This is a genomic window from Streptomyces mangrovi (genome assembly GCF_900114215.1).
GTDB classification, from domain to species: domain Bacteria; phylum Actinomycetota; class Actinomycetes; order Streptomycetales; family Streptomycetaceae; genus Streptomyces; species Streptomyces barkulensis.
In genome coordinates this window covers 1-15819 of record NZ_FOSG01000021.1, presented here as the reverse complement: position 1 = coordinate 15819, position 15819 = coordinate 1, and the positions used below count along the sequence as shown (strand labels likewise).

Below are 15819 nucleotides of genomic sequence, written 5' to 3'. Positions count from 1 at the left end.
CCGCCGATCGGCAGGGCGCTGCGCAACACCCGGGCCTACGTCCTGGACGAGTGGCTCGGCCCGGTCCCCGACGGCGTCCCCGGCGAGCTCTACCTGGCCGGCGCCGGCGTGGCCCGCGGTTATCTGGGCCGCGGCGGTCTGACCGCGGAGCGCTTCGTCGCCGACCCCTTCGACGGGCCCGGCGGCCGGATGTACCGCACGGGAGATCTCGTGCGCAGACGCAAGGACGGGGAGCTGGAATTCCTCGGGCGCACCGACCACCAGGTCAAGGTGCGGGGTTTCCGCATCGAGCCGGGTGAGATCGAGGCGGCCCTCGGTGCGCACCGGGACGTCTCCGGAGCGGTCGTGGTCGCCCGCGCCCCCTCCGTACCGGACGGCGCCGCCGCCGGCCCGCACCGGCGGCTCGTGGCCTACGTGGTCCCCGAGCCCCACCGGGCCGAGCGCGACACGGACCGGGAGCAGAACCGGCTCGACGAGTGGCAGGAGGCGTACGACACCCTCTACGGCGGATCCGAACCGGCCCCCCTGGGACAGGACTTCGGGATCTGGCGGAGCAGCCACACCGGGGAGCCCATCCCGCTGGAGGAGATGCTCCAGTGGCGGGCGGCCACGGTGGACCGCATCCGGGCACTGCGGCCCGCGCGGCTGCTGGAGATCGGGGTGGGCACCGGCCTGCTGCTGTCGGAGCTGGCACCGGAATGCGTCGCCTACCACGGGACCGACCTGTCCGCGCAGGTGATCGAAACCCTGCGCGAGCAGGTCGGGGCCGAACCGGCGCTGAGGGACAGAACGGAACTGCACGCCCGCCCGGCGCACGACTTCACCGGCCTGCGCCGGGGCTTCTACGACACCATCGTGCTCAACTCCGTCATCCAGTACTTCCCCGGCGCCGGCTACCTCTCCCGGGTGCTGCGCGGCGCGCTCGAACTGCTGGGGCCCGGCGGGCGGCTCTTCGTCGGAGATGTGCGCAGCCTGGCGCTGCTGCGGACCTTCCGCGCCTCGGTGGAGATCGGCAACGCCGCCGCGGGCGACACACCGGGCCGGGTGCTGGCGTCCGCCGGCCACAGGACGGCCGCGGAGAAGGAACTCGCCGTGGACCCCGGTTACTTCGCACGGCTGCGCCGGGAGGCCGGTGAACCGCTCGTCCTGGACGTACGGGTCCGGCGGGGGCGGCCGCGCAACGAACTGACGCGGTACCGCTACGACGTCCTGCTGGTGAAGCCGGCCGAGTCCGCGACCGGTTCCGGGCCCGCCGGCCGGCCCCCGGCCACCGAGGTGCCCTGGGCGGAGGCCGGCGACCGCGCCTGGCTGGCCGAGCTCTGCGCGGCGCGCCGCGGCGCGCTGCGCGTCACCGGGATCCCCAACGCCCGCGTACGGCGCGAGACGGCCGCCCTGGCCGCACTGGAGGACGGGCGGCCGGTCACCGCGGCGCAGCGGCTGCTGGACGGACCCGCCGACGGCATGGACCCGGAGGACCTGTACGAGGTGGCGGCGGCGGCCGGACGCACCGCGTGGGTGCACTGGTCGGCCGCGGGGCCCGCGGACACCGTGGACCTGGTGCTGGACCCGCCGGACGGGGAGGTCCCCGCCGAAAGCGGCGCCGCGCGGGTGGCACCACCGGCCGAGCTGTGGCCGTACGAGCCGGATCCGGACCGGCCGTGGACGAACGACCCGTCGGCCCCGCAGCGCGACCGGGAACTGGCCGCCGAACTGCGCGAGCATCTGGCCGGACGGCTGCCGGACTACATGGTGCCCTCGGCCGTCGTCGTCCTCGACGCCTTCCCGCTGACCGCCAACGGGAAGGTGGACCGGGCCGCGCTGCCCGACCCCGACCCGGCCGGCGCGGCCGGGAACCGGCCTCCGGAGACCCCCCGGGAGGAACTGCTCTGCCGGCTCTTCGCCGAACTGCTGGGGCTGAGCAGGGTGGGCACCGAGGACAGCTTCTTCGGCCTGGGCGGCGACAGCATCCTCTCCGTCCGGCTCGTCGGCCGCGCACGCGAGCAGGGGCTGCCGCTGACCACCCGTGACGTCTTCGAGCACCACACCGTGGCGGCGCTGGCGAGGGCGCTGGAGGGCAGGGAGCAGGAGCGGGACACCCCGGAGCACGACGGAGCCGAGCCCGGCGCACGGCCCATCAGCGCCGAGGAGCTCGCGGAACTGGAGGAGGAGTTCGGCACGGAGTGGGAGGAGACCCAGTGAGCGGACCCAAGCACATGGTCGAGGAGGTTCTGCCGGTCACACCCCTCCAGGAGGGGCTGCTCTTCCACGCCGTCTTCGACGAGGAGGTCCCCGACGCCTACGTCAGCCGACTGGTTCTCGCACTCTCCGGCGACCTGGACGCCGACCGGATGAGGAAAGCCGCCCGGGCACTGGTGGGACGGCATCCGGCGCTGCGCTCCGCCTTCCGGCAGCGGCGTTCGGGGGAGTGGTTCCAACTCGTCGTCTCCCGCCCCGCGCTGTCCTGGGAGGAGCTGGACCTGCGGTCCACCGGCGGCCCGGAGGAGGCGGACAAACACCTGGAGGCGCTCCTGGACGAGCGTCACCGGACCGGGTTCGACCTCGGCCGGCCGCCCCTGCTGCGCTTCCTGCTCGCCAGGACCGGGAAGGACAGCCACCGGCTGGCGGTGACCTACCACCACATCATCCTCGACGGCTGGTCGATGCCCATCCTGATGAGGGACCTGGCCGCGCTGTACGGCAGCGGAGGTGATCCCCTCGGGCTTTTGCCGGCCCGCCCGCACCGCGACCACCTCGACTGGCTGGCCCGGCGCCCGCCCGAGCGGAGCGCGGGGGCCTGGCGGCAGGCCCTGGCGGGGCTGCCCGGGCCCACGCTGATGGCACCGGGCGCGGACCGCAACGGCCCACCGCCGCGGCAGGTGTGGACGCGGCTGACCGAACGGGACACCCGGGCGCTCACCGAGTGGGCGCGCGCCCGCGGCGTGACGGTGAACTCGGCCGTGCAGGCCGCCTGGGCGACGGTGCTCGGCCGCCTCACGGGCCGCGACGACGTCGTCTTCGGGACGACCGTGTCGGGCCGGCCGGCGGAGCTGCCCGGGGCCGAGGACATGGTCGGTTTCTTCATCAACACGGTGCCGCTGCGCGTGCGGCTGCGGCCGCACGAGCCGGTCGGCGACCTCGTCGTCCGAGTCCAGCGCGAGCAGACCGCCCTGATGGAGCACCAGCACGTCAGACTCTCCGACGTTCAGCGCTGGTCGGGGCACGCCGAGCTCTTCGACACCACCATGGCGTTCGAGAACTACCCCGTCGACGACCTCGCCGCCGCCAGTTCCTTCGGCCACGCCGGCCTGCGCGTCGAGGGGGGATCCGGGATCACCACGACCCACTTCCCCCTCTCCCTCTACGCGCTGCCCGGGCCGGCGCTCCGCCTGCGGCTGGACCACCGGCCCGACGCGGTGGACGGCGACACCGCACGGCGCGCGGCGGACCTGCTGGAACACGCCCTGGCCGCCGTCCACGGGGCTCCCTCCACCGCGACCGCCGCGGTCGCCCCCGCTGCGCGGCCGGCACCGCGGGCGCACGACGCCGGCGCCCTCCCGGAGGTATCCCCGGCTCCACCGGTCTCCCCGGCTCCACCGGCCACGATCGTGGAGGAGTTCGAGGCGCAGGTGGCCAGGGCGCCCCGCGCCCCGGCCGTCCTGGCCGGTGGCCGGGAACTCACCTACGCCGAACTCGACGCCCGGGCGAACCGGCTGGCGCGGCTGTTGCGCGAACGCGGGGTCGGCCCCGAGAGCCGGGTCGCCCTCACCGTCTCCCGGAACGAGTGGCTGCCCGTCGCCGTCCTCGGCATCCTCAAGGCGGGCGGCTGTTACGTGCCCGTGAACGCCTCGCTGCCGGAGGAACGCGCCGCGTTCATGCTCCGGGACACCGCACCGGTCTGCCTGCTCACCGACCCCGAGGCCGCGGCCGCCCGGCCCGGTGCCACCGGCCCGCGGGGTCCGCGGGGAGCCGCCCGGGACGGCGTCGACCGCGTCGTCCTGACCGGAGAACTGCTCGAACGGTACGACCCGGCCGCGCTGACCGACGCCGAGCGGGCCGGGCCGCTGCTGCCGGGCCACATCGCCTACGTCATCCACACGTCCGGGTCCAGCGGCCTGCCCAAGGCGGTGGCCGTCGAACACGCCCAGGTGGCCGCACTGCTGTCCTGGGCCGTCACCGGCATCGGCCCCGACCGGCTGCGCCGCACCGTGGCCGCCACTTCGGAGAGCTTCGACGTGTCGGTCTTCGACACCCTCGTCCCGCTGCTCGTGGGCGGCCGCATCGAGATCGTGGAGGACACGCTGGCCGTCGCCGACCGGGACGGCGGCGAACCCTCCCTGCTGAACGCCGTCCCCTCGGCGATGCAGGCGCTGCTGGAACGCGGTGTCCCGCTCGCCGTCGACACCGTCCTGTGCGCCGGCGAGCGCTTCCCCGCCTCCCTGGCCCAGTCCCTGCGCGCCGCCTGCCCGCGGGCCCGGATCGGCAACCTCTACGGCCCGACCGAGACGACCGTGTTCGTGGCCGCCAAGTTCCTGGACGGCACCGAGGACGGCGCACCGTCCATCGGCCGACCGCTGCCCGGGGCGCGGATCCACGTACTCGACCCCTGGCTCCGCCCGGTGCCCGAGGGAGTGGTCGGCGAACTCCACATCGCCGGGGACTTCGTCACCCGCGGCTACTGGAGGCGCCCGGCGACGACGGCCGAGCGATACGTCGCGGACCCCTTCGGCGCTCCGGGCGGGCGGATGTACCGCACCGGCGACCTCGGACGCCTGCTTCCCGGCGGGGAGATCGACGTGGTCGGCCGGGCCGACGGCCAGGTGAAGGTGCGCGGCCACCGTGTGGAGCTGGGCGAGGTGGAGGCCGCGCTCGCCTCCCATCCGGACGTCCGGCAGGCGGCGGCCGCCGTGCACGACGGAGGTCCCGCCGGCCCGCGTCTGGTGGGCTACGCGGTGCCCGGCGACACGGTTCCCGACACCGGCGCGGTACTCGAGCACCTGCGGACGAAGGTGCCCTCGTACATGGTGCCCTCCGCCCTGGTGGTGCTGGACGGGCTGCCGCTGACGGGAAACGGCAAGCTGGACCGGGCGGCGCTGCCGCCCCCGCCGGACCGGAGCGCCGCGACGCGCTCGCGCGCTCCCCGCGGTCCGCACGAGACGGTCCTGCTCTCCCTGTTCGCCGAGGTGCTCGGGGTGCGACCGGCCGGCATCGACGACGACTTCTTCGCGCTGGGCGGCCACTCGCTGCTCGCCACCCGGCTGGTCAGCAGGGTGCGCACCACCCTCGGTGCCGAGCTGAGGGTGCGGGACCTCTTCGAGCGTCCCACGGTGGCGGCGCTGGGCGCCGGGATCGCACGGGCCGGGACGGCCCGGCCGCCGGTCTCCCGGGTCCAGGAGAGGCCCGCCCGCATCCCGCTGTCACTGGCCCAGCGGCGGCTGTGGTTCCTGCACCGGCTGCAGGGCGGCAGCGCCGCGTACCACATCCCGCTCGCGCTCCGTCTCACCGGACACCTCGACACGGCCGCGCTGCGCGGCGCCATCACCGACGTGGTGGCCGGGCACGGAAGCCTGCGCACCTCGTTCCACGAGGACGCCGAAGGCCCCCACCAGGTCGTCCGGGAGGCCTCGGAGGCGGCCGGCCTGCTCACGCTGGTCCCGGAACGGGTCGGCGACCCGCTCCGCGCGGCGGACGAGGCGGTGGCCGAACCCTTCGACCTGACGGACGGCCTCCCCCTGCGATGCAGGCTGTTCACCCGGACCGGACCGCCGCGCGACCCGGCGGACCCGCACACGGGCGGGGGACCGGGGGAGCATCTGCTGCTCCTGGTGGCGCACCACATCGCGGCCGACGGATGGTCGCTGCGGATCATCGCGCGCGACCTGGCCGCCGCGTACGCCGCCCGCGTGGGCGGCGAACGGTTCGCGCCCGCGGCACCACCCGTCGACTACGTCGACCACACCCTGTGGCAGCACCGGGTGCTCGGCGGCCCCGACGAGGAGGACGGCCCGCTCGGCGAGCAGCTCGCCTACTGGCGGCGGCAGCTCGCCGCGCTGCCGGAGGAACTCGCACTGCCCACCGACCGGCCGCGCCCGGCGGTCTCCTCGCACCGCGGCGAGGAGACGGACTTCACCGTTCCCGCCGCGACGGCCGCGCGCATCCGGGCGCTGGCGGGGACCACCGGCACCACGCCCTTCATGGTCCTCCAGGCCGCGCTGGCGGTCCTGCTGTACCGGATGGGCGCGGGGACGGACATCCCCGTGGGCACCCCGGTCGCCGGGCGCACGGACGGCGCGGTGGAGGACATCGTCGGACTCTTCGTCAACACCCTGGTCCTGCGCACCGACCTGAGCCGGGCGCCCACCTTCGCACAGGTCCTGGAGCGCGTGCGCAGGACGGCCCTGGACGCCTACGCCCACCAGGACGTGCCGTTCGAACGGCTGGTGGAGGTGCTCGCCCCCGAGCGGTCCCTGGCCCGCCATCCGCTGTTCCAGGTCTCCCTCGCCCTGCAGAACCTCGACGACGCGTCGCCACCGGTGGGCGACCTGCCCGGACTGACCGCCGAGGCCGTCCGCACGGGACGGGGCAGCGCCAAGTTCGACCTGTCCTTCGTGATCTCCCCGGGCGGTCCCGGGAACGGCGACATGCCCGGCGTGCTCACCTACAGCACCGACCTCTTCGACCGCGGGACCGCGCGGGGGCTGGTGGACCGGCTGCTGCGGGTGCTGGAGGAGGTGCTCGCCTCCCCCGCCACCCCGGTGAGGAAGGTGAGCGTGCTCCTCCCCGGCGAGGCGGGGCAGGCCCTGGAGCACGGCCGCGGCCCCCGCGCCACGGGAACCGCGGACGAGCCGCTCGCCCGCTTCGGGAAACGGGTGGCGGCCGACCCCGGCGCCACGGCGCTGCGGTGGGACGGCGGCCGGCTCACCTACGCCGAGCTGGACCGGAGGGCGAACGCGGTGGCCCGGGTGCTCCTCGGGCGCGGCATCGGCCCCGAGGACGTGGTCGCGGTGGTCGCCCCCCGCCGCCCGGAAGTGGTGGCCGCGCTGCTGGGAGTGCTCAAGTCCGGCGCCGCCTACCTGCCGGTGGACGAGGCCTGGCCGGCCGAGCGGCGGCAGCGGGTGACGGCGGACGCCGGGGTACGCCTGCTGCTGGCCCCGGGGAGCACCGGCGACGCCCGGGCTGCCTTCGCCCCGCCCGCCGGAGCGGGCACGGAGGTGCTCGGCCTGGCGGACCCGGCGTTCGAGGCCGCCGACGGCTCCGCCCTCCCGGCGGTGCGGACCCACCCGCGCGCGCTCGCCTACGTCATCCACACCTCGGGATCCACCGGCCGCCCCAAGGGCGTCGCGGTGGAGCGCGGGGCGCTGGCCGACTACGTGGAAGGAGCCGTCCGCCGCTACCCGGACGCGGCGGGGACGGCCCTGCTGCACTCGCCGCTGACCTTCGACCTCAGCGGTACCGCCCTGTTCACCCCCCTGGCCGCGGGAGGCTGCGTGGTACTGGGGGAGATGGACCGTGAGGCGGAGGGGAGCGGGGCGACGTTCGTCAAGGCGACGCCGTCCCACCTGCCGCTGCTGGAGAGGCACCCGGGCCTGCCGGCACGGTCCGGCACCCTGGTGCTGGGCGGTGAGGCGCTCGACGGGCGTGCCCTGCGCGACTGGCGGGCCGCCCACCCGCACACCACGATCGTCAACGCCTACGGTCCCACGGAACTCACCGTCAACTGCGCCGAGCACCGCCTGCCTCCCGGAGCGCCCCTGCCCGGGGGACCGGTGCCGATCGGCCGCCCGTACGCCGGGGTGCGCGCGATGGTGCTGGACGAGGGGCTCTCCCCCGTGCCCCCCGGCGTGGCCGGGGAACTGTACGTCGCCGGGCCGGGTCTGGCCCGCGGCTACCTGGGGCAGTACGGCCTGACCGCGGAGCGGTTCGTGGCCTGTCCGTTCGGGGAGCCGGGGGAGCGGATGTACCGCACCGGCGACCTGGCCCGCCGCCTGCCGGACGGCGGGCTGGAGTACGCCGGCCGCGCGGACGAACAGGTGAAGCTGCGCGGCTTCCGGATCGAACTCGCCGAGGTGGCGCAGGCCCTGGCCGCGGCGGAGCCGGTCGCCCGGGCGGTCGCCGTCGTCCGGGAGGACCGCCCCGGGGACCGGCGGCTGACCGGCTACGTGGTCCCGGCCGCGGGGGCCCTCCCGCGGGAGGACGAGCTGAGGCACGCGGTGGCGGCGGTGCTGCCCGAGTACATGGTGCCCTCGGCCGTGGTCGTCCTCGACGAGCTGCCCACCACACCGCACGGCAAGCTGGACCGGCGCGCGCTGCCCGCTCCCGAGCACCGCTCCCGGGGCGGCGGCCGGCCGCCGCGCGACGAGCGCGAGCGGACCCTGTGCCGGATCTACGCCGAGGTGCTCGGCGTGCCCGAGGTCGGTGTCGAGGACGACTTCTTCGCGCTGGGCGGCCACTCGCTGCTCGCCACCCGGCTGGTCAACCGGATCAGGTCGGAACTCGCCGACGAGCTGGACGTACGGGCCGTGTTCGAGGCGCGTACGGTCGCCGCCCTGGCCGCCCGGCTGCGGACCAGCCGTACTAACGCCCGCCCCGCGTTGCGACGGATGTCGCGGTCGGAGAACTCGTGATGTTTCCTCTTTCCCTTGCCCAGCAGCGCCTGTGGTTCCTCCAGCAGATGGAGGGGCCCAGCGCCACGTACAACATCCCCACGGCCCTGCGGATGACCGGCGCGCTGAACGTCGCCGCGCTGCGCGAGGCGCTGCACGACGTCGTGCGGCGCCACGAGACGCTCCGCACGGTCTTCCCCGACACCGAGGACGGCGCCCGGCAGCACGTCCTGCCGGTGGACGAGGCCGCCGTGGAGCTGAGAGTCACCGCGACCACCCGGGCCGGGCTGCCGGCCGTTCTGGCCGAGGAGGCCGGCCACGCCTTCGACCTGGCCCGCGAGGCACCTCTGAGGGCACGGCTCCTCGCGCTCGGCGAGCGGGAGCACGTGCTGTGCCTGGTGCTCCACCACATAGCGGGCGACGGCTGGTCGCGGGCCCCGCTCGCCCGCGACCTCACCACCGCCTACGCCGCCCGCAGCGAGGGCCGCGCGCCGCAGTGGGAGGAACTCCCCGTCCAGTACACCGACTACACCCTCTGGCAGCGGGAGCTGCTCGGCTCCGAGGAGGACCCCGAGAGCCTGCTCAGCCGCCAGACGGCCTACTGGCAGCGGAGGCTCGACGGTCTGCCGGAGGCCGTCGACCTCCCCCTCGACCGCCCCCGCCCGCCGATCGCCGGCCACCGTGGCGACACCGTGCCGATCAGCCTGTCGCCACGGCTGCACGAGCGCGTCCTCGCGGTGGCCCGCCGCCACGGCGCGAGCACGTTCATGGTGGTGCAGGCGGCGCTGGCCGGCCTGCTCTCCCGGCTCGGTGCGGGGACGGACATCCCACTGGGCACGCCGGTGGCCGGACGCACCGACGAGGCGCTCGAAGGGCTCATCGGCTTCTTCGTCAACACCCTGGTGCTGCGCACCGACACCTCGGGCAACCCGACCTTCGACGAACTGGTCGCCAGAGCCCGCGAAACCTCCCTGGACGCCTACGCCCATCAGGACGTGCCGTTCGAACGGCTGGTGGAGGTGCTCGCCCCGGAACGCTCCCTGTCCCGCCACCCGCTGTTCCAGGTGAGTCTGAGCCTCCAGCACGCCACCGCGCAGGAGACCGGCCTGGCCGGTCTGGAGATCGCTCCGCTGGACACGGGCTGGCGGGCGGCCAAGTTCGACCTGTCCTTCGACCTCCTGGAGCGGTACACCCCCGACGGCCGCCCGGACGGCATCGCCGGCACCATCGAGTACTCCACCGACGTCTTCGACGCCGACACCGTCCGCGGGATCGGGGAGCGCCTCGTCCGCTTCCTCAAGACCGCGGCGCACGCCCCCGGCGCGCGCCTGCTCTCCGTGGACCTGCTCTCCGCCGGAGAACGGCGGCGCCTGCTGACGGAGTTCGCCACGACGGCGCCCGGCGCCGACGGGACGGGCGAGAGCCCGGAACCGGTCTGCGAGGCCTTCGCGCGGCAGGCCGCCGCCACACCGGAGGCCCTGGCGGTCGTCGGCGGCGACACCGCGCTCACCTTCGCCGAGGCAGACGCCCGGATCTCCCGCCTGGCCCGGCTGCTGATCTCGCGCGGAGCCGGCCCCGAGACCCGGGTGGCCGTCTGCCTGGGCCGGAGCGCCCTGTGGCCGCAGGCCGTACTGGCGGTGCTGCGGAGCGGTGCCGCCTACGTACCGCTGGACCCGCACTCCCCGGCCGAGCGGCTGGCCGCCGTCGAGCGCGATGTCACCCCCCTCCTGGTGCTCGCCGAACGGGACACCGAGGCGGTGGCCGCCCGTCTCCGGAGCCCGGTACTGGTCCTGGACGACCCGGGGACGGAGGCCGAGACCGAGGCACAGGACGCGGCCCCGGTCACCGACGCCGACCGCACGGCGCCCCTTCGGCCCGGCAACGCGGCGTACGTCATCCACACCTCGGGCTCCACCGGCCGGCCCAAGGGAGTCGTGGTCGACCACCACGCCCTGGCGAGGCTGCTCGACGCGCACCGCCGGGTCACCTTCTCCCGAGTCCGCCCCTCCGGGCCGGGGCCCGCCCGTGCCGCCCACGTCTCGTCCTTCTCCTTCGACGCCTCCTGGGACCCGCTGCTCGCGATGGTGGCCGGACACGAGCTGCACATGATCGACGAGGATCTGCGGTTCGACCCGCCGGGCGTGGTCGCCTACTTCCGGGACCACCGCATCGACTACGTAGACCTCACCCCCACCTACTTCCGCGGGCTGCTCGACGCCGGACTGCTCCGGGAACCCGGCCACCGCCCGTCGCTGATCGCCCTGGGCGGCGAGGCGATGGACGGCGATCTGTGGGAACGACTGCGTGCCGCCGCCCCCCAAGTGAGGGCCATGAACACCTACGGCCCCACCGAGACGGCCGTCGACGCGGTGGTGACCGAACTGGGGGACCTGAAGCGGGACACCATCGGGCGGCCCGTACCGCGGTGGCGGGCCTACGTGCTCGACGCCGGGCTGCGACCGGTCCCGCCCGGCGTGCTGGGCGAGCTGTACCTGGCCGGGCCCGGAGTGGCCCGCGGCTACCTGGGGCAGTACGGCCTGACCGCCGAGCGGTTCGTGGCCTGTCCGTTCGGGGAGCCGGGGGAGCGGATGTACCGCACCGGCGATCTGGCGCGGTGGCTCGACGACGGCAATCTGGTCTACGCCGGGCGCGGGGACGAGCAGGTCAAGATCCGCGGCTTCCGGATCGAGCCCGGCGAGGTGGAGGCCGCCCTGCGGGAGCTGGAGGGCGTCGCACAGGCCGTCGTGGCCGTCCGCGAGGACACTCCGGGGACACGCAGGCTGGTGGGGTACGTCGTCGGAGCCGACGGCGCCGACCCCGAACCGCTCCGCCCCGCCGAGGCGCTGGCCCGCCTGCGTGACCGGCTGCCCGGCCATCTGGTGCCGTCCGCGCTCGTACGCCTCGACGAGCTGCCCGTCAACGCCAACGGCAAACTGGACCGCGGCGCGCTGCCGGCGCCCGACCCCGCGGCCTTCCCCGCCGGCCGGCAGCCGCGCAACGACCTGGAGCGGGACCTGTGCGCGCTGTTCGCGGACGTCCTGGGCACCGGGAGCGTCGGCATCGACGACGACTTCTTCGTCCGGGGCGGCGACAGCATCCTCTCCATCCAGCTGGTCGGCAGTGCCCGCCGGGCAGGCCTGGAGTTCAGGGTCCGGCAGGTCTTCGAGCTGCGGACCCCCGCGGGTCTGGCCACCGTGGCACGCCGGGCCGGGGCGGAGCGCCGGGAGGACCCCGGCGCCGCCGTCGGGCCGCTTCCGCCGCTGCCCGTGGTCGCCGAGACCCTGGAGGCCGGCGGGCCGGTCGGCGGGTACAACCAGTCGGTCGTCCTCGCCTCACCGCCGGACGCCGCACCCGGCGACATGCGCGACGCGCTCCAGGCGCTGCTGGACCGGCACGACGCGCTGCGGATCCACGCGTCCCCGGCGACGGACCCGGACCGCCCCTGGCACCTGAGGGTGGAGGAGGCGGGCACGGTCAGGGCGGAGCGGTGCCTGCGCCGGGTCGACGCGGCCGGCATGTCCGAGGAGGAGCTGGCGCGGGCGGTGACCGCCGAGGCCGTCGCGGCCCGGGAGGCCCTCGACCCCCTCGCCGGGGCGCTCGTCAGGGCCGTCTGGCTCGACCGGGGCGGGCGGCCGGGCCGGCTGGTGCTGGTGATCCACCACCTCGCCGTCGACGGCGTCTCCTGGCGCATTCTGCTGGGCGACCTCCGTGAGGCGTGGCGGGAACTGCGGGAAGGCCGCCGCCCGGAGCTGCCCCGTACGGGCACCTCGCTGCGCGCCTGGGCCGCACAGCTCACCGCTCTGGCCGCCGACCCGGCCCTCACCGGCCAACTCGGCCACTGGACGGACACACTCGCCGACGCCGGGTTCGAGGCGGGCCACCGCCCGCTGGACCGCGCCCGGGACACCGTGGCCACCTCCGCCGTCCTCAGCGGCGAACTGCCGGAGTCCGTCACCGCCGCACTGCTCGGTCCGGCCCCGGCCGCCTTCCACGCCGGGGTCAACGACCTGCTGCTGACCGCCTTCGCCCTGGCCGTCGACCACTGGCGGGGCGGCCGGGGCGCGCCGGTCCTGGTGGACCTGGAGAGCCACGGCCGGACGGAGGAGGCGGTCAAGGGAGCCGACCTGTCCCGTACGGTCGGCTGGTTCACCAGCGTGTACCCGGTGCGGCTGGCCGCCGGGCCGGTCACGGCCGCCGACCTCACCGGGCGCACCCCGGCCGTCGGCGACGCGATCAAACGGGTCAAGGAGCAGCTGCGGGCGGTCCCCGACGAGGGGCTGGGATACGGCCTGCTGCGCCACCTGAACCCCCAAACGTCCCGCCGCCTGGCGGACCGGGCCCGGGCACGCTTCGGCTTCAACTACCTCGGCCGGTTCGCCGCCGAGCAGAGCGGCGGCGAGGACGGCTGGCGGCTGCTCGGCAGCGGTCCGGCGGGCCAGCACCCGGACACCCCGCTCGGCCACGAGGTCGAGGTGAACGCCGTCGCGGTGGAGGGCCCGGACGGGCCGCGGCTGGTCACCCGGTGGACCTACGCCACCGGCCTGCTGACCGAGGAGGAGGTGCGCCGGCTCGCGGACTCCTGGACGCTGGCGCTGCACGCGGTCGCCGGCCACGCCACCGGCACCGGAGCCGGCGGCCTGACCCCCTCCGACGTGGCCGTCCCCGGTCTCGGCCAGGCCGAGATCGAGCAGCTCGAGCGGCGCTGCGGCACCGGGCTGGAGGACGTGCTGCCGGTGGCCCCGCTCCAGGAGGGCCTGCTCTTCCACAGCGTGTACGACCGGCGCTCGCTGGACGTCTACGTCGGGCAGCTCGCCTTCCGCCTGGACGGCGAGGTCGACGAACGCGCGCTGCGGGCGGCCGCGGCGGAGCTGATCGCCCGCCACACCAGCCTGCGGACGGGCTTCCACCAGCGGGAGTCGGGCCAGTGGGTGCAGACCGTGGCCGCCGCGGTGGAGCTGCCGTGGCGCTCGTACGACCTGCGCACCCCGCGGGACACGCCCGGGGACGCCGAATCCGGGAGGCGGCTGGAGGAGCTGATCGCGGCCGAGCGCACGGAGCGGTTCGACCTCGGCCGCCCGCCGCTCATCCGCTTCCTCCTGGTCCGTACCGCCTTTGAGCGGTACCAGTTCGTGATCACCACTCACCACACGGTCGTGGACGGCTGGTCCGTTCCCATCCTGCTGCGCGAACTGCTCGCGCTCTACGGCGGCACCCCGCTGCCGGACGCCCCCGGCCACCGCGTGTACGCCGACTGGCTCGCCGACCGCGACCTCCGGGCGGCCGAGGAGGCGTGGACACGCGCGCTGGACGGTGTGGACGGGCCCACCCTGGTCGCTCCCGGCGCCCCACGCGTCGGGGAGATCCCCGAGTCGGTGCGGCTGAACCTCCCCGAGGACGTCTCCGCACTGCTGCGGACGCGGGCCCGGGAAGCCGGCGTCACCCTCAACTCCGTGGTGCAGGCCGTCTGGGCGATCGTCGTCGCACAGGAGACCGGCCGCGACGACGTCACCTTCGGCATCACCGTCTCCGGCCGTCCCGCCGAACTCCCGGGCGCCGAAAGCCTGGTCGGCATGCTGGTCAACAAGATCCCGCTGCGCGTCCGGCTCCGCCCCGCCGAACCGCTGCTGGAACTGGTCCGGCGGCTGGAGAAGGAACAGCTGGAACTGCTGGAGCACCAGCACGTCCCGCTGACCACCCTGCACCGCTGGAGCGGACTGCCCGAACTCTTCGACACCACCATGGTGTTCGAGAACTACCCGGCGGAGATCACCGCGCGGGAGACGCCCTTCCGCGCGTCGGGCACGGCCAGCTACAGCCGCAACCACTACCCGGCCACCCTGGTCGGCTCGATGCGCGGGACCGAGTTGACCGTCCGCATCGACTACCGCCCCGACCTCTTCGGCGAGGACTGGGCCCGCTCCCTGGGCCTGAGGGTCGTCACCGCGCTGGCCGAGGCCGCCCACCGCCCCGCCGCCCCGGTCGGCACCCTGGACCTCCTCGGCGCCGAGGAGCGAGCCCGGCTGCTGGACGACTGGGGTACCGGAGCGGAGCCGCGGGACGCCCGGCGCGGCTACGTGGAGATGTTCGAGGAGCAGGCCGCCCGGACCCCGCACGCCACGGCGGTCACCTCGTCCGCCGGCACGCTGACCTACGCCGAACTGGACCGGCAGGCGAACGGCGTCGCCCGGTGGCTGGCCGAACGCACCGCGGACGCCGGCGGCGCCGAGGTCTACGTGGGCGTGCTGGCCCCGCGCCGACCGGAGGTGCTCGCCGTCCTGCTCGGCGTTCTGAAGTCCGGCGCCGCCTACGTCCCGCTGGACGAGGCCTGGCCGGCCGAACGCACCCGCGGGGTACTGGAGGACTGCCGCCCCGCGTTCGTGGTGGCCCCCGCCGGCAGCCGGACCGACGGAGCCGGAAAGGCCGGGGCGAAGGTGCTCACCGTGGACCCGGCCGCCCTCGCCTCCCGTGGGGCGGACGCGCCGACCGACGCCGAGCGGGTGCGCCCCCTGGCGCCCCGCGGCGCCGCGTACGCCATCTACACCTCCGGTTCCACCGGCCGGCCCAAGGGCGTGGTGATCGACCACAGCGCCCTGGGCGCGTACGTCGCCGGTGCCCGCGTACGCCACCGTGACGCGGCCGGGACCTCGCTGGCCCACACGTCGCTCGCCTTCGACCTCACCGTCACCACCCTGCTCACCCCGCTCGCCGCGGGGGGCGCCGTACGGCTGGGCGAGCTGGACGAATCCGCCCAGGAGGCCGGGGCCACCCTGGTCAAGGCGACGCCCTCGCACCTGCCCATGCTGCGGGAACTGCCCGGGATCCTGCCGGACGGGGGCACCCTGATCCTCGGTGGCGAGGCGCTGACCGGCGGGCAGCTGCGCCCGTGGCTCGAACGGCACCCCGCCGCGCGGGTCGTCAACGCCTACGGACCGACGGAACTCACGGTCAACTGCACCGAGTACCCGCTGCCGCAGGGGGAGCCGGTCGGCGACGGACCGGTGCCCATCGGACGTCCGTTCGCCGGTGTGCGCGCCTACGTGCTCGGCTCCGGCCTGCTTCCGGTCCCCGCCGGGGCCGCCGGCGAACTGTACGTGTCGGGAACGGGCGTGGCCCGCGGCTATCTGGGGCGGCCGGGGATGACCGCGGAGCGGTTTTTGGCCTGTCCGTTCGGGGGGCCGGGTGAGCGGATGTACCGCACCGGCGATCTGGTCCGCTGGCG

3 protein-coding genes (1 of these 3 only partly in view) are annotated in these 15819 nt (G+C 75.4%); all 3 read left to right on the top strand.

The window, feature by feature from the left end:
* On the top strand, positions 1 to 2199 hold the 3' portion of the coding sequence (locus tag BM237_RS23560) for a non-ribosomal peptide synthetase (RefSeq protein ID WP_093851741.1). The gene continues 16713 nt to the left of window position 1, outside the view; the window shows 2199 of its 18912 coding nt (coding positions 16714–18912); its start codon lies off the left edge, out of view; its stop codon occupies positions 2197 to 2199.
* Entirely contained in the window at positions 2196 to 8621 is a 6426-nt protein-coding gene (locus tag BM237_RS23555; protein WP_093851740.1) for a non-ribosomal peptide synthetase, read from the top strand. Before BM237_RS23560 ends, BM237_RS23555 begins: the two co-directional genes overlap by 4 nt.
* Positions 8621 to 15819: non-ribosomal peptide synthetase (locus BM237_RS23550; RefSeq protein ID WP_139238160.1), on the top strand; the 7199-nt coding region annotated here is incomplete at its 3' end. The genes BM237_RS23555 and BM237_RS23550, both read left to right, overlap by 1 nt.